21 protein-coding genes are annotated in these 19,348 nt (G+C 63.1%); 12 read left to right on the top strand and 9 right to left on the bottom strand.

The window, feature by feature from the left end:
• Positions 1 to 13 precede the first annotated feature (13 nt).
• The 3 genes from TP2_RS10520 (at position 14) to TP2_RS10510 (ending at position 2,727) form a co-directional block, all read left to right on the top strand.
• A complete protein-coding gene (locus TP2_RS10520; protein ID WP_038077064.1) occupies positions 14 to 304 on the top strand; it encodes a hypothetical protein in 291 nt (96 codons plus the stop codon).
• 142 nt (positions 305 to 446) lie between these two features.
• On the top strand, positions 447 to 2,120 hold the full coding sequence (gene ctaD, locus TP2_RS10515; protein ID WP_038077062.1) for a cytochrome c oxidase subunit I: 1,674 nt from the start codon (positions 447 to 449) through the stop codon (positions 2,118 to 2,120).
• Positions 2,121 to 2,190: 70 nt separating this feature from the next.
• A complete protein-coding gene (locus TP2_RS10510; RefSeq protein WP_038077059.1) occupies positions 2,191 to 2,727 on the top strand; it encodes a DUF2244 domain-containing protein in 537 nt (178 codons plus the stop codon).
• Here TP2_RS10510 and TP2_RS10505 read toward each other — a convergent pair whose 3' ends face one another.
• The 3 genes from TP2_RS10505 to TP2_RS10495 all read right to left on the bottom strand — a co-directional run bounded on the left by TP2_RS10505 (position 2,728) and on the right by TP2_RS10495 (position 3,953).
• Entirely contained in the window at positions 2,728 to 3,150 is a 423-nt protein-coding gene (locus TP2_RS10505; protein WP_038077055.1) for a hypothetical protein, read from the bottom strand. It abuts the gene before it with no gap.
• Positions 3,151 to 3,209: 59 nt separating this feature from the next.
• Positions 3,210 to 3,392: a DUF3008 family protein gene (locus tag TP2_RS10500; RefSeq protein WP_038077052.1), complete on the bottom strand. Its 183-nt coding sequence runs from the start codon at positions 3,390 to 3,392 to the stop codon at positions 3,210 to 3,212.
• 96 nt (positions 3,393 to 3,488) lie between these two features.
• Positions 3,489 to 3,953, bottom strand: coding sequence for a GatB/YqeY domain-containing protein (locus tag TP2_RS10495; RefSeq protein WP_038077050.1), 465 nt, complete (start codon positions 3,951 to 3,953; stop codon positions 3,489 to 3,491).
• Between the two features lie 173 nt (positions 3,954 to 4,126).
• On the opposite strand from TP2_RS10495, the gene carA reads away from it, so the two are divergent.
• Both carA and TP2_RS10485 read left to right on the top strand, forming a co-directional pair.
• Entirely contained in the window at positions 4,127 to 5,293 is a 1,167-nt protein-coding gene (carA, locus tag TP2_RS10490; protein ID WP_038077048.1) for a glutamine-hydrolyzing carbamoyl-phosphate synthase small subunit, read from the top strand.
• Positions 5,294 to 5,385: 92 nt separating this feature from the next.
• A complete protein-coding gene (locus TP2_RS10485; RefSeq protein ID WP_084714163.1) occupies positions 5,386 to 7,440 on the top strand; it encodes a glycosyltransferase in 2,055 nt (684 codons plus the stop codon).
• Between the two features lie 3 nt (positions 7,441 to 7,443).
• Here the strand turns inward: TP2_RS10485 and TP2_RS10480 are convergent, their stop codons facing one another.
• Positions 7,444 to 8,097, bottom strand: coding sequence for a GntR family transcriptional regulator (locus TP2_RS10480; protein ID WP_038077044.1), 654 nt, complete (start codon positions 8,095 to 8,097; stop codon positions 7,444 to 7,446).
• A gap of 100 nt (positions 8,098 to 8,197) precedes the next feature.
• Between TP2_RS10480 and TP2_RS10475 the strand changes: the two genes are divergently transcribed.
• The 4 genes from TP2_RS10475 to TP2_RS10460 all read left to right on the top strand — a co-directional run bounded on the left by TP2_RS10475 (position 8,198) and on the right by TP2_RS10460 (position 10,866).
• The gene (locus tag TP2_RS10475) at positions 8,198 to 8,866 is read left to right on the top strand and encodes a pyrimidine 5'-nucleotidase (RefSeq protein ID WP_038077041.1); all 669 of its coding nucleotides are present in this window, start codon (positions 8,198 to 8,200) and stop codon (positions 8,864 to 8,866) included.
• Between the two features lie 111 nt (positions 8,867 to 8,977).
• On the top strand, positions 8,978 to 9,205 hold the full coding sequence (locus tag TP2_RS10470; RefSeq protein WP_038077038.1) for a hypothetical protein: 228 nt from the start codon (positions 8,978 to 8,980) through the stop codon (positions 9,203 to 9,205).
• Between the two features lie 176 nt (positions 9,206 to 9,381).
• Positions 9,382 to 9,564 (top strand): hypothetical protein, encoded by a 183-nt coding sequence (locus tag TP2_RS10465; RefSeq protein ID WP_038077035.1) that lies wholly within the window; start codon positions 9,382 to 9,384, stop codon positions 9,562 to 9,564.
• A gap of 90 nt (positions 9,565 to 9,654) precedes the next feature.
• Entirely contained in the window at positions 9,655 to 10,866 is a 1,212-nt protein-coding gene (locus tag TP2_RS10460; protein ID WP_038077033.1) for a UbiH/UbiF family hydroxylase, read from the top strand.
• Positions 10,867 to 10,897: 31 nt separating this feature from the next.
• Here the strand turns inward: TP2_RS10460 and TP2_RS10455 are convergent, their stop codons facing one another.
• The 5 genes from TP2_RS10455 to ppk2 form a co-directional block, all read right to left on the bottom strand.
• Positions 10,898 to 12,274 (bottom strand): MATE family efflux transporter, encoded by a 1,377-nt coding sequence (locus tag TP2_RS10455; RefSeq protein WP_240473745.1) that lies wholly within the window; start codon positions 12,272 to 12,274, stop codon positions 10,898 to 10,900.
• Between the two features lie 42 nt (positions 12,275 to 12,316).
• Entirely contained in the window at positions 12,317 to 12,913 is a 597-nt protein-coding gene (locus TP2_RS10450; RefSeq protein ID WP_038077029.1) for a cytochrome b/b6 domain-containing protein, read from the bottom strand.
• A 5-nt stretch (positions 12,914 to 12,918) separates the two neighbouring features.
• Positions 12,919 to 13,362 (bottom strand): c-type cytochrome, encoded by a 444-nt coding sequence (locus tag TP2_RS10445; protein WP_038077026.1) that lies wholly within the window; start codon positions 13,360 to 13,362, stop codon positions 12,919 to 12,921.
• A 238-nt stretch (positions 13,363 to 13,600) separates the two neighbouring features.
• The gene (locus TP2_RS10440; RefSeq protein WP_051692471.1) at positions 13,601 to 14,203 is read right to left on the bottom strand and encodes an SAM-dependent methyltransferase; all 603 of its coding nucleotides are present in this window, start codon (positions 14,201 to 14,203) and stop codon (positions 13,601 to 13,603) included.
• Between the two features lie 93 nt (positions 14,204 to 14,296).
• Positions 14,297 to 15,325 carry a polyphosphate kinase 2 gene (gene ppk2, locus TP2_RS10435; protein WP_084714160.1) on the bottom strand — a complete coding sequence of 343 codons (1,029 nt, stop codon included), beginning with the start codon at positions 15,323 to 15,325 and terminating at the stop codon, positions 14,297 to 14,299.
• Between the two features lie 140 nt (positions 15,326 to 15,465).
• Between ppk2 and TP2_RS10430 the strand changes: the two genes are divergently transcribed.
• The 3 genes from TP2_RS10430 (at position 15,466) to parE (ending at position 18,743) form a co-directional block, all read left to right on the top strand.
• Positions 15,466 to 16,125: a glutathione S-transferase family protein gene (locus tag TP2_RS10430; RefSeq protein WP_038077021.1), complete on the top strand. Its 660-nt coding sequence runs from the start codon at positions 15,466 to 15,468 to the stop codon at positions 16,123 to 16,125.
• A gap of 203 nt (positions 16,126 to 16,328) precedes the next feature.
• Positions 16,329 to 16,664: a hypothetical protein gene (locus tag TP2_RS10425; RefSeq protein ID WP_038077019.1), complete on the top strand. Its 336-nt coding sequence runs from the start codon at positions 16,329 to 16,331 to the stop codon at positions 16,662 to 16,664.
• Between the two features lie 120 nt (positions 16,665 to 16,784).
• Positions 16,785 to 18,743 (top strand): DNA topoisomerase IV subunit B, encoded by a 1,959-nt coding sequence (gene parE / locus TP2_RS10420; protein WP_038077017.1) that lies wholly within the window; start codon positions 16,785 to 16,787, stop codon positions 18,741 to 18,743.
• The last annotated feature ends 605 nt before the right edge of the window (positions 18,744 to 19,348 follow it).

Genomic DNA, 19,348 nt, shown 5'->3' with positions numbered 1-19,348 from the left:
CGAAAGGATTGCGATGCACCGGGAAAGCGCGATCTTCCTGATGATCAACCTCGTGTTGCCTTGGGCGCTTTCGATGCCGCTGCGCGCGCTTCCGGTGGCGCAGGGACAGCTTGCCCTGCTTTTCGCCTGCGCCGCCCTGATCGCCGCGCTCAACTTCGCCCGGGCGCGGCGCGCTCGCGTCCTGAAGCCACTTTACTGGGTCATTCTGCCCGCCAACCTTCTGGCGCTCTGGCTGACCGGAACGCTCGCCGCGATGACAGCCGCGCTGCGCCTCGCGCCGATGCTGTGGCAAGCTTGGTCGTGACCCCAACTCACGCCGCTGCGACAATTTTTCACGGACGCGTGCGTGAAATCCTTGCCCTGCTGGAAATTCGCTCCTAACCTTTGCCTGTTCAGGCCAATCGGGACGGGAGACCCGGGTCTGTAGGGAGAAATGGGAGATCACTATGGCGGACGCAGCCGTTCACGGCGAGGGTGCGCATGACAAGCGTGGATTTTTCACGCGCTGGTTCATGTCCACCAACCACAAGGATATCGGGATCCTCTACCTGTTTACGGCAGGTTTTGTAGGGCTGATCTCGGTTCTCTTCACCGTATATATGCGCCTCGAGCTCATGGAGCCGGGCGTACAATACATGTGCGCCGAAGGCGCGCGCTTCGTCGCCAATGCGGCAGAGGAATGTACGCCCGACGGGCATCTTTGGAACGTGATGATTACCTATCACGGCGTCCTGATGATGTTCTTCGTGGTGATTCCCGCGCTGTTCGGGGGGTTCGGCAATTACTTCATGCCGCTTCAGATCGGCGCGCCGGACATGGCCTTCCCGCGGATGAACAACCTCAGCTACTGGCTCTATGTTGCAGGCACGGGCCTCGGCATTGCCTCGCTGCTCGCCCCGGGTGGCGGTGGCGGCTCGGGTTCGGGCGTCGGCTGGGTGCTGTACCCGCCGCTCTCGACCAACGAGGCAGGCTACTCGATGGATCTCGCGATCTTCGCCGTGCACGTCTCGGGCGCGAGCTCGATTCTCGGCGCGATCAACATGATCACGACCTTCCTCAACATGCGCGCACCGGGCATGACGCTGCACAAGGTGCCGCTGTTCGCCTGGTCGATCTTCGTGACTTCCTGGCTGATCCTGCTCTCGCTGCCGGTTCTGGCGGGCGCGATCACCATGCTGCTGATGGATCGCAACTTCGGCACCACCTTCTTCGACCCTTCGGGCGGCGGTGATCCGATCCTCTATCAGCACATCCTGTGGTTCTTCGGCCATCCGGAAGTCTACATCATCATCCTGCCCGGCTTCGGCATCATCAGCCACGTGATCGCGACCTTCTCGCGCAAACCGGTCTTCGGCTATCTGCCGATGGTCTACGCGATGGTGGCAATCGGCGTGCTCGGCTTCGTCGTCTGGGCGCACCACATGTACACCGTGGGCCTGTCGCTGACCCAGCAAAGCTACTTCATGGTGGCGACGATGGTGATCGCGGTACCAACGGGCGTGAAGGTCTTCAGCTGGATCGCGACGATGTGGGGCGGCTCGATCGAGTTCAAGACACCGATGCTCTGGGCGATCGGCTTCCTGTTCCTGTTCACCATCGGCGGCGTGACCGGCGTGGTGCTGAGCCAGGCGCCGCTCGACCGTGTCTATCACGACACCTACTACGTCGTGGCGCACTTCCACTACGTGATGTCGCTGGGGGCGGTGTTTGCGATCTTCGCGGGCATCTACTTCTGGATCGGCAAGATGTCGGGTCGCCAGTATCCTGAATGGGCGGGCAAGCTGCACTTCTGGATGATGTTCATCGGGTCCAACCTGATCTTTTTCCCGCAGCACTTCCTGGGCCGTCAGGGCATGCCGCGCCGCTATATCGACTATCCGGAGGCTTTCGCCACCTGGAACTACATCAGCTCGATCGGCGCGTTCATCTCGTTCGCCAGCTTCGTGTTCTTCATCGGCGTCGTGTTCTACACCCTGTTCAAGGGCAAGCGCGTTACCGAGAACAACTACTGGAACGAATACGCCGACACGCTGGAGTGGACCCTGCCCTCCCCGCCGCCGGAGCACACTTTCGAGCAGCTCCCCAAGCGCGAGGATTGGGATCACGCCCACGCGCACTAGCGATCTCCATCTCCTGAGAACGAGAGCGGCCCCGGAGCGATCCGGGGCCGTTTGCAACAGGAAGCCCGACATGCCCTATCGCTGGACAGATGCCAAAGGTCACCCAGTGCCGCCCCCTGCGTCGGGAGAGGCTCAGGCGGCCGATCAACTGCACCTCTGGCCCTATCGCTCGCTGCCGCGCAAGGGTTTCGTCTTCTTCATCGTAGCAACGGTCGCGATGATCAGCCTGCCGTTGTTCGCGGTGCTCGGGCGGGTTGAATTATGGTGGCTATTGCCCTTCATCGCGCTGGCCGTGGCTGGTGTCTGGTGGGCGATCTCGCATAGTTACCGGACCGGCGAAGTGCTCGAAGTGCTCAGCTTCCGCGGGCCCGAACTCCACCTGATCCGCCACGACCCCGGCAAGCCACCGCGCGACTGGGAGGCCAACCCCCACTGGGTTCGTGTCGAGCTACACAAGGCCGGAGGGCCAGTTCCCGATTACCTGACACTGCGTGGAGGCACCCGCGAAGTCGAGATTGGCGCGTTTCTGACGCCCGAGGAGCGGCGCCAGCTTCACCGCGAATTGCAGGCACGGCTCGATGTGGCGCGCGCGCCGGCCGTCTCCTGATCAACCTCCTAGTCCGACGCCGGGAGCTGCCACCGGCAGGCATTGATACTCCGCTTCGATCTTCAGTGCCGCCTTGCGCGCCCAGGCATCGCTCTCGCGATTGACTTTGCGCGTCGCGGTGCTCGGAGCCGCCCCAGATTTCAATGCCCCCACCAATTCCTGCGCGAAGGTGTCACCGTAGCTGCCGATCTCGGCCTCGTAAGCGCCATGCGCCTTGGCCGCGCGGGCCTTCGTTGCCGCAGCAGTCTCACCGGGGGCGCAGAGGTAACTCATCTCCCCACCCGCGACATTGGAATGGAAATGGAAGAGCTGCCGGTCTGGATAGCTGCGCTTGAGATCGCCCGGCCCCGCCGAAGGCACACAGCCCGTCAGCAAAAGAACAGCCACAGGCAGGCCAACCGAAAGTGCGCGAACCCGACGCATCGCTCTCCTCCACTCGTTACTCACTGAAAACTATAGAGCCCGGGCCGGGCCCGGCCAGTTCAGCTCTTGCGTTCGGGCAGATCTTCGCGGGCCGTCCCGGCCATTTCCTCGAGCTCGCCCTCGGTCATCGTCTCGTACATATCCTTCGAGGCACCTTGCAGATCCTTGACCTTGGCCTCCCCGCGCTTGGCCGCGAGCGCGGCCCCGGCAGCTTTCTGCTGAACTTGCGATTGCGCTTTCATGTCGTCTCCTTTCCGCATGAGTTGCGAAAAGAAAAACGCCCCCGAGGGGGCGCTGTTCCGTATTCATCTGCGGCGTGGCGGCGTACCGCCCATGGCTCAGGAGGCGAGGCGGTCCTTCACCATCGGACCGGCCTTCGAGAAGTCCATCTGGCCGGTATACTGGCCCTTCAGCTCTCCCATCACCCGGCCCATGTCGCGGATCGAGTTCGCGCCGAGCTTGGCGATCGCGGCGTCGATTGCCGCGTTGACCTCTTCCTCGCTCAGCTGGCGCGGCAGGAACTCCTCGATCACCTTGATTTCGGACTGTTCCTTCTCTGCAAGTTCAAGCCGCCCACCTTCTTCATAAGCGCGAGCGCTTTCCTGACGTTGCTTGACCATCTTGCCCATGATCGTGAGCACCTCGGCATCGCCGACGGTGCCATCGCCATCGCCTTCCGAGCGCATCGCGATTTCGCGGTCCTTGATGGCGGCATTGATCAGTCGCAGCGTCGACAACCGCTCCTGATCCTTTTCCTTCATCGCCGTTTTCAGCGCGGCGGCGATCTTTTCGCGCATTTCCATCGGTTCTCGTGTCCCTACTTGCGTCAAGGCGCCAGAATAGCTGCATTGCGAAACGCGCACAACGTTTGCAAGTTATTGATAAATATGGAAAAGACAAATCTGCCGCAGGGCCTTGACCCGCGAACGAGAGCCGTCTAGGTTCCGGCGAATTTTGACCTCGGGGGAGTCGCGCCATGCCTGCCAGCCAGTCCGCATCGGAAAAGCCCACCGCGCTGATCGCGCTCGCCGATGGACAGCTCTTCTACGGCAAGGGTTTCGGCGCCACCGGCGATACGGTGGCCGAACTGGTCTTCAACACCGCGATGACCGGCTATCAGGAAATCATGACCGACCCTTCCTATGCAGGCCAGGTCGTGACCTTCACCTTCCCCCATGTCGGCAATGTCGGCGTGAACCCCGATGACGACGAGACCGGCGACCCCGTCGCGGCCGGAATGATCGTGAAATGGGATCCGACCGAGCCCTCCAACTGGCGCGCCACCGAGAACCTCGTCGAGTGGCTCGAAAAGCGTGGCCGGATCGGTATCGGCGGTGTCGACACCCGTCGCCTGACCCGCGCAATCCGGCAGCAGGGCGCGCCGCATGTCGCGATCGCCCACCATCCCGATGGCATCTTCGATATCGAGGCGCTGGTGAAGAAGGCACGCGATTGGAAAGGCCTTGTCGGGCTCGACCTCGCCAAAGACGTGACCTGCGCGCAGAGCTATCGCTGGGACGAGATGCGCTGGGCCTGGCCCGAAGGCTACAAATCGGCCGAGGGAAATGATCTCAAGGTCGTCGCGATCGACTTCGGCGCCAAGCGCAACATCCTGCGCTGCCTCGCCTCGGCAGGCTGCGACGTGACGGTTCTGCCCGCGACCGCGACCGCCGAAGAAGTACTCGCGCTTAACCCCGATGGCGTGTTCCTGTCGAACGGCCCGGGCGACCCGGCGGCAACCGGCGAATATGCCGTTCCGATGATCAAGGGTGTTCTGGAAACCGAACTGCCGGTCTTTGGCATCTGCCTCGGCCACCAGATGCTGGCCCTGGCGCTGGGTGCGAAGACGATCAAGATGAATCACGGTCATCACGGCGCGAACCACCCGGTGAAGGATCTCACCACCGGCAAGGTCGAAATCACCTCGATGAACCACGGCTTCGCGGTCGACAGCCAGACCCTGCCCAAGGGCGTCGCCGAGACTCATATCTCGCTCTTCGACGGTTCGAATTGCGGGATCTCGATGGAAAACCGCCCGGTCTTCTCGGTGCAGTATCACCCCGAGGCAAGCCCCGGCCCGCAGGACAGCTACTACCTGTTCGACCGCTTCGCCGAGGCCATGCGCGCCCGCAAGAGCGCCTGACCCCTCACGGGCCACCGAGGTTTTCTTTCCGGTTAACCAAGCCTTAACCATCCGCACGCATCTTGTCCTGCGGGACAGATATGAGGTTGGACATGGGCTCGACGCCGCTCAGGATCGTCGATTTTCCGGCGGCGCAGCCGGTTGTTTGCGCGCGCGCCGCCAAGCCGGAGATCAAGCCTCTTCAGGTGACGCCGCAGAAGGCCGATCCCGCACGACGAAAACCGCTTGGCCAGCTCCTGCTCGAGATGAACGCGATCGAGCCCGGCAATCTTCTCAAGGCACTCGCCCTGCGCAAGCGTGAGGATGTGCGGCTTGGCGATATCCTGCTCAGCCATGGTTGGGTGAGCGAGGCCGACCTGATGGCGGCGCTGGCGCTACAATGGCAAAGCTCAGTCGTCGATCTGTATCAGGAGCCCCCCGATCCCCGGCTGATCGACGCGATTGGCGCGGAACGTTGTCTCGCCAATGCGATGGTGCCCTGGCGCCGTGTCGGCGGCGTGACCCTGATCGCGACCGCGCGGCCCGAAGCCTTCCTGCGCCTGCGTGACAGCCTGCCCGCGTGCTTCGCCCCCTATCGAATGATGATCGCACCCGAGCGCGACGTGCATGATAGCCTGCTCGTGCGCCGTCAGACCGCCCTGATCCGCCGCGCCGAAACCAAGGGCGATCCGGCTGAGAGCTGCCGCAGCCGCAACGAACGCCGGACCGCCTTGATTGCGTCAGGCTTCACCGGGGGCTCTCTCCTCGGGTTGATTATCGCGCCGCAAATGGTGATGTGGGCACTCTTTCTCTGGACGATGCTGACGCTCGTGACGGCGATGGCGCTCAAACTTGCCGCCGTCAGCAGCGAGATCGCCGCGCAGCGCCGCGCCCGTACGCCGAGCGAGCCGCAGCCCCAGCTCGGTGCTCCGCCGCTCATGCCGATCATCTCGGTGATGGTGCCACTCTTTCATGAGACTGACATCGCCCCGCGCTTGGTCGAACGGCTCGGGCGGTTGCGTTATCCGCGCGAATTGCTCGATGTCGTGCTGGTGGTCGAGGAAACCGATCAGATGACCCGCGTGGCGCTCGCGGGCAGCCGCCTTCCACGCTGGATGCGGGTGGTGACTGTGCCCGACGGGCCGATAAAGACCAAGCCCCGCGCACTCAATTACGCGCTGAGCTTTTGTCGCGGTTCGGTGATCGGGGTCTGGGATGCCGAGGACGCGCCCGAACCCGACCAGCTCCAGATCGTCGCGCGCCATTTCGCAGCGGCCTCGCCAGAGGTCGCCTGCCTGCAAGGCATTCTCGACTATTACAACCCGCGCACCAACTGGCTCGCACGCTGCTTCACCATCGAATACGCGGTCTGGTTTCGCGCCTTCCTTCCTGGCCTCGCGCGACTTGGATTCGTCGTGCCCTTGGGCGGCACGACCCTCTTCTTCCGTCGCGAGGCTCTGGAGCGGCTCGGCGGCTGGGATGCGCATAACGTGACAGAGGATGCCGATCTGGGCGTGCGCCTCGCGCGGCACGGCTATCGCACCGAGCTGATCCCCGCCGTCACCTATGAGGAAGCGAATTGCCGCGCGCTGCCCTGGGTCAAGCAACGCTCACGCTGGCTCAAGGGCTACGCGATGACCTGGGCGGTGCATATGCGCAACCCGCGCAGGCTCTGGCGCGAACTCGGCGCGAAACGCTTCATCGGGGTGCAGATCCTGATCCTCGGTTCGCTCTCGCAATATGTGCTCGCGCCAGTGCTCTGGAGCTTCTGGCTCGCGCTTTTCGGTCTCTGGCATCCGATCGCGAGCGTGCTGCCCGAACCGGCTTTCCTTGCCGTGATGGGCACCTTCCTGCTCTCCGAGATCGTTTCGATCCTTGCCGGGGTCTGGGCCACGCGTGACCGGGCACATCGCCACCTGATCAAATGGGTACCCACGCTGCATCTCTATTTTCCGCTCGGCGCTCTGGCGGGATGGAAAGCGCTCTACGAGCTGATCGCAAAGCCCTTCTATTGGGACAAGACGCATCACGGCATCTTCGATGCCGGACAAGCGCAAACGGTTCCGCGAAAGCCCACCCGCTCGACATTGATGCCCGCAATCCGCGCCGCCACCGCGCGGGCGCGCAGCCCGCGGGCGCGCACGGCACGCGCGCCGCTCATCGACTGATGATCAGAGCGCCTCTGCCCAATGGCCTGCCGTGCCGTGGCGCGTGGCATCCAGCTTGAGCCGCGTCTCGAAGGCGCGGGAAATATGGGCGCGCAGCGCCTGCGCGGCGGCCTCGCCATCGCCGTCGCGGATCGCATCGACGATCGCCTGATGCTCGTCGAGCGCGGCCGTGCCACGCCCTTTCACCGCCAGCGAAGTCGTCGCGAGCAGCGCCATCGAGCGATGCACGAGGTCAAGTTGCTGAACGAGGTAACGATTGTGCGAGGCGAGATGGATCTGGTGGTGAAAACGCCGGTTCGCCCGGCTCAACGCCTCGGGATCCTCAAGCTGGCCACGATCCTCATCGATCATGTTTTGCAGCACGCGCACCTCCTCGGGGGCCGCATGTTTCGCCGCCAGACGCGCCGCCAGAGCCTCCAGCTCCGCGCGCACCACATAGAGCTCGGCGAGTTGGTTGTGATCCAGCGAGGCCACGATCAGCGAACGTCCGTCGCGCGCCAGCATTTGTTGGGTTTCAAGCCGCTGCAGCGCCTCGCGCACCGGCGTGCGCGACACGCCGAAACGTTCGGCCAGTTCGGATTCCACGAGCCGGTCGCCGGGACGGTAGATCCCTTCGTCGATCGCGTCGAGAATGAGGGTATAGGCGTCTTTTTGCATTGGTCCTGCCTTGTCTTGCCGCAAGATTAGGCGCGCGCGCCGTCCGCTGACAAGCAGATTGCGCTCGCTCGCCCCCCCGCTTAGCCTGCGCGCCATGACAATGTCTCGCTCCCCAGCCGATCCGAAACCCGATTTCGACCACGTCACCAACTGGGTCTTCGATCTCGACAACACGCTCTATCCCCCCTCGGCGCGCCTCTTCGACCAGATCGAGGTGAAGATGACCGAGTATGTGATGCGCTCGCTTGGCGTAGATCGTCTCGAGGCCGATCACCTGCGCGACCATTACTGGAAGCTCTATGGCACGACGCTCGCGGGTCTGATGCACGAGCATGATGTCGACCCGTCCCCCTATCTGCACGAGGTGCATGACATCTCGCTCGCGCATCTTGACCCCGACCCCGCGTTGCGGGCCGGGATCGCGGCGCTGCCCGGGCGCAAGATCGTCTATACGAACGGTTCAGCGCCTTATGCCGAGCGGGTTCTGGAAGCGCGCGGGCTCAGCGGGTTGTTTGACGGGATCTTCGGGGTCGAGCATGCCGAGTTCCACCCCAAACCCCACCCTCAGGCCTTCGACACAGTGTTCGCCCGCGCCGGGATCACCCCCGAACGGGGCGCGATGTTCGAGGATGATATCCGCAATCTGCGCCACCCCCATGCGATCGGGATGAAGACAGTCCATGTGGCCCCGACCCCTGCGCCGGAGGATCACATCCACCATCACACCGATGATCTTGCGCGGTTCCTCGCCAATCTCACGAAGACCTGACCCGGATGTGACACAGATGCGACAATTTGGCACGGGGATGTGTCTTTAAACCACGCCCCCGGCTCGCTAAGTCGAAGGGGCTATCAGGGAGATAGTCTCGGGAGATTCGATATGACCATGACGACCGCCGACACCGGCGCGGCGACCTACGTCGCCGACCACCACGACACCGACGCGAAAGAAGTTTCGCGTGGCTTCATGTACACCCTCGCGCTCGTGATCCTCGGCCTCGCAGCCGGCATGACCGCAATCATGGGCCTCGGTGGCCTGATCCTCTGGGCCGTTGGCGCCACCTGGATCATGCTTGCCGTTCTGGTGGTGATGACCGCCGGCGGCTGAGCCGTCGCGTCTGGCCTTCGGCCAAAGCACCTATTTCCGCTCATGCGGCCAAAGGCCCGGATCGCCCGATCCGGGCCTTCAACATGCGACAAGATGCGTCCTGTCCGAAAAAGTTATGTCATAATATAACATGAATGCGCAACAGACCTTTTCCCTGTTTTGCATTGGAGGACATCATGAGCGCCACCGCGACCCCCGCTGACACCACCAGCCCCGTCACCTTCTACATCATCGCCGCGATCATCGTGCTCGGGCTCGTTGTCGGCACCGCGCTTTATGGCCTGCTCGGCCTGACGGTCTGGATGGTTGTCCTGACGCTGGCGATCTTCGTCATCCTCGTCGGCATCTCGATCAGTTGACGCCGCGAAGGATCGCCGCAGGGCGGTTCGGGCGATTGCCTCTTTCGGACGCGCGCGGCATGGTATGCGCGCAACAGTCGGAGCCGAGCCATGCCTGAGCAATCCAAGATCCTCGAAACCGATATCCTGATTTCCGGCGGCGGCGTCGCGGGTCTCACCGCGGCCGCGGCCTTCGGGAGCGCGGGTTTCACGACGATCTGCGTTGATCCGACCCCGCCCGTCACGGAAGAGGGCGCCAGCGGTGCCGATATGCGCTCAACCGCCTTCCTGCATCCTTCGCGCGGCGTTCTTGAGGCGTCCGGCCTTTGGGCCCGGCTCGCGCCCCATGCGGCACCGTTGCAGATCATGCGCATCATCGACGCAGGCGGCGAAGAGCATGAAGCGCGGCTGACCCGTGATTTCGACGCGGCCGACCTGTCGGACGAGCCCTTCGGCTGGAACTTCCCGAACTGGCTTCTGCGCCGCGAGATGGTCGCGCACCTGGCCGAGATCCCGCAGGTCGATTTCCGCCCCGGCGTGGCGACGACCGGGCTTGTGACTCGCGAAAGCGGGGCCGAGGTGACGCTGTCGGATGGCTCCCATGTGCGCGCGCGGCTCGTCGTCGCCGCAGACGGGCGCAACTCCTTCGTGCGCGAAGCCGCCGGGATTGGCGTCAAGACGGTCCGCTACGGGCAGAAGGCGCTGGCCTTCTCGGTCACGCATCCGATCCCGCATGGCAATGTCTCGACCGAAATCCACCGCTCGGGTGGCCCCTTCACGCTGGTCCCGCTGCCCGACCGGGACGGCTCGCCGTCGTCGGCCATCGTCTGGATGGAGCGCGCCGCCGAGGCCGAACGCCTCGCCGCCCTGCCCGTCGAGGAGTTCGAGGCCGCGATGATGGAGCGCTCGACCGGTATTCTGGGCCCGCTGAAGCTGGTGACCCGCCGCGCGGTCTGGCCGATGATGACCCAGATCGCGGATCGGTTCTCGGCGCAGCGCGTGGCGCTGATCGCGGAAGCCGCGCATGTAATTCCGCCGATCGGCGCGCAGGGGCTCAACATGAGCCTCGCCGATCTCACATTCCTTCTGAAACTGGCCGAAGAAGATCCGGCGCATCTGGGCGAGGCGAAGATGCTCGACGCCTATCACCGCCGCCGTTGGCCCGAGGTGAAAGCGCGCGAGATCGGGATCGACCTGCTCAACCGTGCCTCCATGGTCGAGGCGCGCCCGCTGCGCGATCTGCGCGCAGGCGTTCTGGGCGCGCTCTATTCGCTCAAGCCGGTGCGCAAGACGTTGATGCGGGCGGGGCTCGGCGTGCGCTAAATCCACGGGGGCAGAACGGGGTGCGCCTCGCTCAGCCCTCCAGCCAAGGTCCGCGCCAGAAGCGCCACATCATGAGCCCGCCCGCCGAGGCCAGGCCGAGCACCAGACCGAACCAAAGCCCGACGCCGCCATAGCCCAGCACGAAGGCGAGCAGATAGCTCGCCGGGATACCGATCAGCCAATAGCTCAGGCCCGCCATCCACATCGGCACGCGCGTGTCCTGCACCCCGCGCAACAGCCCCAGCGCCATCACCTGCATCAGATCAAAAAGCTGAAAAATCCCTGCGACCATCAGGAAGCGCACGCCATAAGTGACGATCTCGGCGGAGGCCGGGTTCGCCTCGTCGAGAAACAGCTCCGTCAGCCATTTGCCTGCAAAGACAAAGGCCAGAACCGTCAGCAGCCCGACCCCCAGCGACAGTGCAACGGAGACCAGAGCCCCGTCGCGCAACAGCCGCACGTCGCGCGCACCATGCGCCCGCCCCGCGCGTACCGTGGCGGCATTCGACAGGCCCATATGCACCATGAAAACGATCGAGGCGATCTGGAGCGCGATCCCATGCGCGGCCAGTTCCACCGTGCCGATCCAGCCCATCATCAGCGCCGAGGCCTGAAACATCGACCCTTCCGCCACAGCAGTCAGCCCGACTGGCAGGCCGACCCGCGCCACCGCCCAGAACGTTTCCCAATCGGGACGCCAGAAGCGCTGGAAGAGCTGTACATGCTCGAGTCCCCGTGCCCGGCTCGCATAAATCGCCTGCGCGAGAAGGCTGATCAGGTTCACCAGCAGCGAGGCCAGCGCCGCGCCGCGCACGCCCATTTCGGGCACCCCCCAATTGCCGAAGATGAAGATCCAGTTCAGACCAGCATTCACCACCACACCGACAAGCGTGATCCACAGCAACACCGCCGTGCGCTCCTGCGCCGAGAGATAGGCGCGGATCACCATCATCACCAGCGCGGGCGCCAGTCCGAACCCCAGGATACGCAGGTAATCCTGCGCCAGCGCCGCGATTGCGGGTTGCTGGCCCAGCGCGCGCAGGATCGCGGCCGAGTTCCAGAATACCGGCAGCATGGCGAGCCCGAAGAGGATTGAGAGCCACATCCCCATCCGCGTATCGCGCCGAGCCTGTAGCTCATCCCCCGCGCCGAGCGACGCCGAGACCCTCCCCATCATCGCCAGCGCGATGCCGTTCCCGAGCATGAAGATCGAGAAAAAGAACGAAGTGCCCAGCACCAGCGCCGCCAGCGCCTCTACGCCATACCACCCCACCATCACCGTATCGGTGACATTGAGCAGCATTTGCGCGAGGTTCGACCCGATCAGCGGCAGGCCAAGCAAAAGGATCGCCCGCAGGTGACGGGCGATCGACATCGGCTCGGTGGCTATCGGAGTGGGTGCATGCATTCCGGTTCGCTAGCCCTGCAAACCGGACCGGTCAAGAGAGGGTTATTCCTCCTCGACCTCCTTCTTGCCGGTGATCATCGGCTTGACGAGGTTCTCGCCCTTCCAACGCTTGTAGAAGACGATCGCGCCGATATGGACCACGACGACGATCAGCAGAAGCGTCGAAACGATCTCGTGGATCTGCGGGGCGAGATCGACGCTGAAGCTTTCAGGCACGTAGCCGGCGAGCGGGCCAACATTGATGTAATCCTTCGGATCGGCCGTCAGCCCGGTCACGACCTGCACGATCAAAAGACCCAGCATCACCAGGACCGACCAGCCACCGAGCGGGTTGTGCCCCACCCAGTTCGAAGGGGAGCGGTCAGGCAAGTGGCGCAGGTACTCCACCACCTTGCCCGGACCGTAGAGGAAGTTCGCGAAGCGCGCGTTGCGCGTCCCCACGAACCCCCAGATCAAGCGGATCACCACCAGCGCTCCGACCGTGTAGCCGAAATAGAAATGCCAGGTCATCTGGTTCGGGCCCCACTCGCCCAGCCCCCATGCCGCCGCGAAGGCGAGCACCAGAAGCCAGTGAAAGGACCGGACAACCGGATCCCAGACTTTCACGACACGGGTCTTCATGCCTTGGGTGTCCTTCATCGCGCTTACTTCGCGCGGAACTCGTCGTGGCAGCCTTTGCAGCTGCCGCCGAGCTTGCCAACCGCCGGCTGCAGCGTCTCGAGGCTGCCCGCGGCTGCGGAGATCTCAGCAGCGGCCTCGTGGAAGGCGGTCGCCTTCTCACCGAAGAGCTCCATGTTCGACCAGATTTCGGGCTTGGCCTTGGTGTCGGCCATGTCATCGGTCGAAGTGCCTTCCATGAAGAGCGGCGCGACGTTCACCTTGGCGAGTGCCGCGATGTTGTCAGTAGCGATCTGGGCCTTGGTGGCGTCGAAGTCGATCTTGCCTTGGGCCATCGGGCCAAGCACCGCCATCTGGGCACCGAGCATTTCAAAATAGCCCTGACGCGCCTTCACCGCGTCTTCGGGCGATTGCGCCAGAACGGCAGTAGCGGGCAGCAGGAAGGTAAGAGCGAGGAGGGACTTGCGCATTGTGATGATCTCCCAATCAATTCGTTACGTCAGACGTTTCCCGGAATGAGTGTTACACATTACCGTGAAAGCCTAAAGACACCCGTTTTGTGCGCGAAAGCACATGCGACCTGCTGACGCTGTCAGGAACCCATTGGTATTCGGCGCTTTTACGCCGAACGAGGCCCGGCCCGAAATCGCAAGCGACGGAACCCCGCGAGCTCGGCGTAGAATGAGGTTACGAGACGTTCAGACGCGCTCAGCGCACGGGCTTTCTGGCGACGAAATCAACCAGAGCGGCAAGGCCGGAATGGCCATCTCCTTCATCCAGTTCACCGTCATAATCGGCCTGATGGAGCACCTCCCAGCGTGGGAAGGCATCGCGAAGAAGGTCGAGATCGTAAAGTTGCTCGACGATGCCGGGCCCTCCAGTGCCGTAGCGCGGCTGGCGGCGCGCGAACCCATGGATCAGCGCGATCCCGCCGGGTTTCAGCGCTTTCGCGATCCCATCGAAAATCTCGGCGCGGAAAGCCGGGTCGGCAAACTGGATGAAACAGGCGAGCACGGCGTCATATTCCGCCTCGGGCCAGTCGAAGCCGCGCAGGTCGGCCGGGGTGATTTCAAGCGACACGCCGCGTTCATCTGCGAGCGCCACCGCCTTGCGCCGCGCATTCGGCGCCCCTTCCAGTGCCGTGACATGCACGCCAAGGCTTGCGAGGTAGGTGCCGTTACGGCCTTCCCCCTCGGCCACGCTCAGCAGTTTAGAACCCGGCGCAATGCGCCAGGCTTGCCGCGCGACAAAAGCCGCGGGCGCTTTGCCATAGAGGTAATCCGCACCTGCGAAGCGCTCATTCCAACCCATTACGTCCTCCAACTCTTCAACCAGAGATGGATCGCGAAGACCGGCGCGGCAAGACCTCTTTGCCTCACGCGCCGGTCACGGGCGGGTCATTGCTCAGTTGCTGCCGCGCCGCTGATCAGGATGAAGCGATGCGCCCAAAATGTGATCAGCTGAATGCACGACATGGCTCGCATGGCCGACGATCAGCGGATCGGGCGGCGTTGCGATCGACGGATCCTTGTCGGGATAGTCGAGCGTCGAAAGGAAATGCTTCATGCAGTTCAGCCGCGCGCGCTTCTTGTCGTTCGACTTCACGATGGTCCAGGGCGCATCGGCGGTGTCGGTGTAGAAGAACATCGCCTCCTTCGCCTCGGTGTAATCGTCCCAGCGGTTCAGGCTGGCGATATCGATCGGCGAAAGCTTCCAACGCTTGAGCGGATCGGTCTCGCGCGATTTGAACCGCCGGCGCTGTTCCTCGCGGGTAACCGAGAACCAGTATTTGTAGAGCCGTATTCCCGAGCGCGCCAACATCCGTTCCAGTTCGGGCGTCTGGCGCATGAATTCGAGGTAATCATTGGGTTTGCAGAACCCCATCACGCGTTCGACGCCTGCGCGGTTGTACCAGCTGCGGTCATAGAAGGTCATCTCCCCGGCAGTCGGCAGGTGTTCGATATAGCGCTGGAAATACCACTGGCCGAGCTCTGCCTCAGAGGGTTTGTTGAGCGCCACGACACGCGCGAAACGCGGGTTGAGATGTTCGGTGAAGCGCTTGATCGTGCCGCCCTTGCCCGCCGCATCGCGGCCCTCGAACAGGATCACGAATTTCTCGCCCGTCTCCTGCGCCCATTTCTGGACCTTCAGAAGCTCGGCCTGAAGCTGCGCCTTCTCCTTTTCGTAGGCGGGACGGCCCATCTTGCGGGAATAGGGGTATTTGCCGGTTTCGAAGGCCAGCCGCACCGCGTCGGGATCGACGCGCGGGAAGCTCTTCGCACCGCTCGCCCCCGGCTTTCCGGGCTGGATCGCCGGATGCGCATCCGCCGGATCGGCGGGCTTTTCGACCACCGCCACAGGCACCGCCACTTTCGACTCAGGGGCCTCGTCTTCGGTCTTGCTTTTCTTCTCGGTCACGACCTGATCCTTCATGCACATCCCTCCGATTTCAAATCGCGAAAGCTTTAGCGCAAATGTCGATTATCCGCCTTGATACGCATCAAAAACGCGTGTCTGCTGGCTTTCCCTGATGCATTCGGGCGCCAGATTGCGGGGACGGACCGGAGGGACAGATGATCACGATCTACGGCAACTATCATTCCCGGGCGAGCCGCGCGCTGTGGCTGCTCGAAGAGCTCGGCCTGCCTTTCAAGCTGCGCTTCGTCGCACAGGCCAATCGCTTCAAGGATCCGCTCGCGCCGGATGCGCCGCTCAATACGCACTCGCCGGAGTTTCGAAAGCTCTCGCCGATGGGCGCGATCCCGGTGCTCGAAGACGACGGGTTGCTTCTGACCGAGTCGCTCGCGATCAACCTGCATCTTGCGCGCAAGGCGGGCGGGCCGCTTGCGCCAGCCCATGAGAACGAGCTGGCCCAGATGGAGCAATGGGCGCTCTTCGCCGCAACCTGGGTCGAGACCGACGCACTCGCGCTGAGCTTCATCTACCGCCGCAAGGAACAGGACACGCCCGAGGGCAAAGCCGAAATCGCCGCGCTCTGCTCGAAGCTCGCCCGTCCGCTGCTCGCGCTTGAGGCCCATCTGGGCAGCCACAGCAACATGGTCGGCGGTCGCTTCACCGTGGCCGATCTCAACCTCGCCGAGATCCTGCGCTACGGACAGGATCACCCGCCCTTCCTCGATCCCTATCCGCGGCTGCAAAGCTGGATCGCGCTGTGCCAGAAACGGCCCGCCTTCCGCGCGATGTGGGCCAAGCGCGAGGCCGAAAAAGTCTGAACGATTCGGAGCAAATTCGGGTGAAATCACGCGCCGCCCACAAACGCTCGCCCAGTCCTTGAGCAATCCTCCAAAACGGACATGACTTTTTAGTCAGGTCATCCTTACCAAGCGGTCAGGATTTCCCTACCAACGCCTGTTTCGCGCTTGGTGGAACAGCTGCCCCTGCGTCATGTTGATCGGGTGAAGTGGAGTGGTGTGTGATGTCTGCCTTGCTCGGATACGGTCTGTGCCTCGGTGCGACGCTTGTAGTGATTGCTGGCGATTTCGTTTTGAAAACCGCCGTTGATAGGGGTCATGCGTTGCATTCGCCGGCTGTCTTCCTCGGCTGCGCGCTTTATGCGGCATCGGCGGCAGGTTGGTTTCTTGCATTGCGTCACGTTTCGCTGGCGCAAACGGGCGTTGCCTCCGCTCTCTTCACACTGATGGCTCTGGTGACGATGGGAGTCGTCCTGTTCGGCGAGAAAGTCGCCATGCGGGAGGTTCTCGGAATCGCGATGGCGGTGGGGTCGATGCTGCTAATGGCGCGCGTTGCCTAAGAGCTACTTTTCCGTGGGGGTGGGGCCTACGGAGAGGACCGGGACGGAGGGGCAATCTTGCCCCTCCGCCCCAACCTGCTGTATCTCTTGAACTGACAACTACAAGAGAAAGCGAGCAGCATGGCCGACGATCTTCTGACGCCCAAGGATGAGAAAGCCTATGACGCCTCCTCGATCGAGGTGCTCGAAGGTCTCGAGCCCGTGCGCAAACGCCCCGGCATGTATATCGGCGGCACCGATGAGCGCGCGCTGCATCACATGGTGGCCGAAATCCTCGACAACTCAATGGACGAGGCCGTCGCCGGTCACGCGTCGCGCATCGAAGTCGAACTGCTCGCCGATCACTCGATTGTCGTGCGCGATAACGGGCGCGGCATCCCTATCGACCCGCATCCGAAATTTCCCGGCAAATCCGCGCTGGAGGTGATCCTCTGTACGCTGCACGCAGGCGGCAAATTTTCGGGCGATGCCTATGAGACTTCGGGCGGTCTGCACGGGGTGGGCGCCTCGGTCGTGAACGCGCTGTCGGATCTGATGGTCGTGCAGGTCGCGAAGAACAAGGAGCTCTACGAGCAACGTTTCTCGCGCGGCATCCCCGAAGGCCCGGTGCAGAAGATCGGCGCCGCCCCGAACCGCCGCGGCACCACCGTGACCTTCCATGCCGACGAACAGATCTTCGGCCATCACCGCTTCAAGCCCGCGCGCCTGCTGAAGATGGTGCGCTCGAAGGCCTATCTGTTCTCGGGCGTCGAGATCCGCTGGAAATCCGAGATTGACGATGGCGAGACCCCGACCGAAGCCACCTTCCATTTCCCCGGCGGTCTGGCCGATTACCTGACCGAGACGCTGAGCGGCGCGTCCACCTATGCCGACCGTCCGTTTTCGGGCAAGGTCGAGTTCCGCGAGAAGTTCAACGTACCGGGCTCGGTCGAATGGGCGATCAACTGGACGCCCTCGCGCGACGGCTTCATCCAGTCTTACTGTAACACCGTGCCGACGCCTGAGGGCGGCACCCATGAGGCGGGCTTCTGGGCCGCGATCCTCAAGGGTATCCGCGCCTATGGCGAGCTGGTGAACAACAAGAAGGCCGCGCAGATCACCCGCGACGACCTGATCACCGGGGGCTGCGCGCTGGTGTCGTGTTTCATCCGCGAGCCGGAATTCGTGGGCCAGACCAAGGACCGCCTCGCCACCGTCGAGGCGCATCGTCTGGTCGAGGGCGCGGTACGCGACCATTTCGACAACTGGCTGGCCTCGGACACGAAATCGGCCGGCGCGATCCTCGATTTCCTCGTGCTGCGCGCCGAGGAGCGCCTGCGCCGCCGGCAGGAGAAGGAAACCCAGCGCAAAACGGCCACCAAGAAGCTGCGCCTGCCCGGCAAGCTGGTCGATTGCTCGGCCACCAATCGCGAGGGCACGGAGCTGTTCATCGTCGAGGGCGACTCGGCGGGCGGCTCGGCCAAGATGGCCCGCGACCGCAAGCATCAGGCGCTGCTGCCCCTGCGCGGCAAGATCCTCAACGTGCTGGGCGCGGCGAGCTCGAAACTGGGTTCGAACCAGGAAATCAACGATCTGACTCAGGCACTGGGCGTTGGCCTCGGCACCAAGTTCAACGTCGACGACCTGCGCTATGACAAGGTCATCATCATGACCGACGCGGATGTGGACGGGGCGCACATCGCCTCGCTCCTGATGACCTTCTTCTTCACCCAGATGCGTCCGATGATCGACCAGGGGCACCTCTATCTGGCCTGCCCGCCACTCTATCGCCTGACCCAAGGCGCGAAGCGTATCTACGTGGCCGACGACGCCGAGAAAGAGGCGATGCTCGCCAAGGGCCTCGGTGGTAAGGGCAAGATCGACGTGCAGCGCTTCAAGGGTCTGGGCGAGATGGACGCGAAGGACCTCAAGGACACCACGATGAACCCCGAGACGCGCAAGCTGATCCGGGTGACGATCCACGACGACGAGCCGGGGGAAACCGGCGATCTGGTGGAGCGTCTGATGGGGAAAAAGCCCGAGCTGCGGTTCCAGTATATTCAGGAGAACGCGCAGTTCGTGGAGGAGCTGGATGTTTGAGGAGGCGCGGTGACGGAGCCTCGCTATCAGGTCCAAGAAGATCTACCTGACGACTATTTGCTAGCGCTCGGAATCTACGTGCAGACTTGCGCGCGGATCGAGTTGTGGGCAGCCCGTCTCGTCTGTCTGGTGGAAGGTTTAGAACCGACTTCTCCAGAGTTTACGAAAAGAACTGACGAACTAAGGCAACGGACCAAGCAATTAGCAGACAAATTGAAATCTACTTTAGATTCGCTTTCGCCCAGTGAAAAAGCGAAGCCAGAACTATTGTAACTTGGACAACAAATCCTGAGAAGCTTAGACGATCGACACAGAGCAGTGCACGGAGTTCATTTCATCCATGAGGGCCGTCTAGTGATCGAAGCAGGCACAAAAGGAAACAGCGAGCGGTTAAAGATAGCTGCATACGACCCAGTGCTCATACAGATGGCCATCACAAATGCCGATCGGGTGCTTTGCCTCCTGAAAGAGTATTGCGAGATGCATAGATGATATGCTCGCCCGGGCGACCAGCCCGGGCAGCGCCCGACCCTCCCCCCGGGAGGGCGCATTGGCGATGTCGAACACCGCTCGCCCCGCGTCCGGGCTTTCGAGATAAATCGCCC

The organism is Thioclava pacifica DSM 10166 (assembly GCF_000714535.1).
GTDB classification, from domain to species: Bacteria; Pseudomonadota; Alphaproteobacteria; order Rhodobacterales; family Rhodobacteraceae; genus Thioclava; species Thioclava pacifica.
This window is presented reverse-complemented; position numbering and strand designations above follow the sequence as displayed.

Coding starts and splice junctions, on each gene's coding strand:
- TP2_RS10455 (WP_240473745.1), bottom strand. CDS start 12,274: ATGCATGCACCCACTCCGATAGCCACCGAGCCGATGTCGATCGCCCGT.
- TP2_RS10505 (WP_038077055.1), bottom strand. CDS start 3,150: ATGCGTCGGGTTCGCGCACTTTCGGTTGGCCTGCCTGTGGCTGTTCTT.
- TP2_RS10475 (WP_038077041.1), top strand. CDS start 8,198: ATGTCTCGCTCCCCAGCCGATCCGAAACCCGATTTCGACCACGTCACC.
- TP2_RS10480 (WP_038077044.1), bottom strand. CDS start 8,097: ATGCAAAAAGACGCCTATACCCTCATTCTCGACGCGATCGACGAAGGG.
- TP2_RS10470 (WP_038077038.1), top strand. CDS start 8,978: ATGACCATGACGACCGCCGACACCGGCGCGGCGACCTACGTCGCCGAC.
- ctaD (WP_038077062.1), top strand. CDS start 447: ATGGCGGACGCAGCCGTTCACGGCGAGGGTGCGCATGACAAGCGTGGA.
- TP2_RS10485 (WP_084714163.1), top strand. CDS start 5,386: ATGGGCTCGACGCCGCTCAGGATCGTCGATTTTCCGGCGGCGCAGCCG.
- TP2_RS10500 (WP_038077052.1), bottom strand. CDS start 3,392: ATGAAAGCGCAATCGCAAGTTCAGCAGAAAGCTGCCGGGGCCGCGCTC.
- TP2_RS10440 (WP_051692471.1), bottom strand. CDS start 14,203: ATGGGTTGGAATGAGCGCTTCGCAGGTGCGGATTACCTCTATGGCAAA.
- ppk2 (WP_084714160.1), bottom strand. CDS start 15,325: ATGAAGGATCAGGTCGTGACCGAGAAGAAAAGCAAGACCGAAGACGAG.
- TP2_RS10450 (WP_038077029.1), bottom strand. CDS start 12,913: ATGAAGGACACCCAAGGCATGAAGACCCGTGTCGTGAAAGTCTGGGAT.
- TP2_RS10510 (WP_038077059.1), top strand. CDS start 2,191: ATGCCCTATCGCTGGACAGATGCCAAAGGTCACCCAGTGCCGCCCCCT.
- TP2_RS10425 (WP_038077019.1), top strand. CDS start 16,329: ATGTCTGCCTTGCTCGGATACGGTCTGTGCCTCGGTGCGACGCTTGTA.
- TP2_RS10520 (WP_038077064.1), top strand. CDS start 14: ATGCACCGGGAAAGCGCGATCTTCCTGATGATCAACCTCGTGTTGCCT.
- TP2_RS10465 (WP_038077035.1), top strand. CDS start 9,382: ATGAGCGCCACCGCGACCCCCGCTGACACCACCAGCCCCGTCACCTTC.
- carA (WP_038077048.1), top strand. CDS start 4,127: ATGCCTGCCAGCCAGTCCGCATCGGAAAAGCCCACCGCGCTGATCGCG.
- TP2_RS10430 (WP_038077021.1), top strand. CDS start 15,466: ATGATCACGATCTACGGCAACTATCATTCCCGGGCGAGCCGCGCGCTG.
- parE (WP_038077017.1), top strand. CDS start 16,785: ATGGCCGACGATCTTCTGACGCCCAAGGATGAGAAAGCCTATGACGCC.
- TP2_RS10495 (WP_038077050.1), bottom strand. CDS start 3,953: ATGGAAATGCGCGAAAAGATCGCCGCCGCGCTGAAAACGGCGATGAAG.
- TP2_RS10445 (WP_038077026.1), bottom strand. CDS start 13,362: ATGCGCAAGTCCCTCCTCGCTCTTACCTTCCTGCTGCCCGCTACTGCC.
- TP2_RS10460 (WP_038077033.1), top strand. CDS start 9,655: ATGCCTGAGCAATCCAAGATCCTCGAAACCGATATCCTGATTTCCGGC.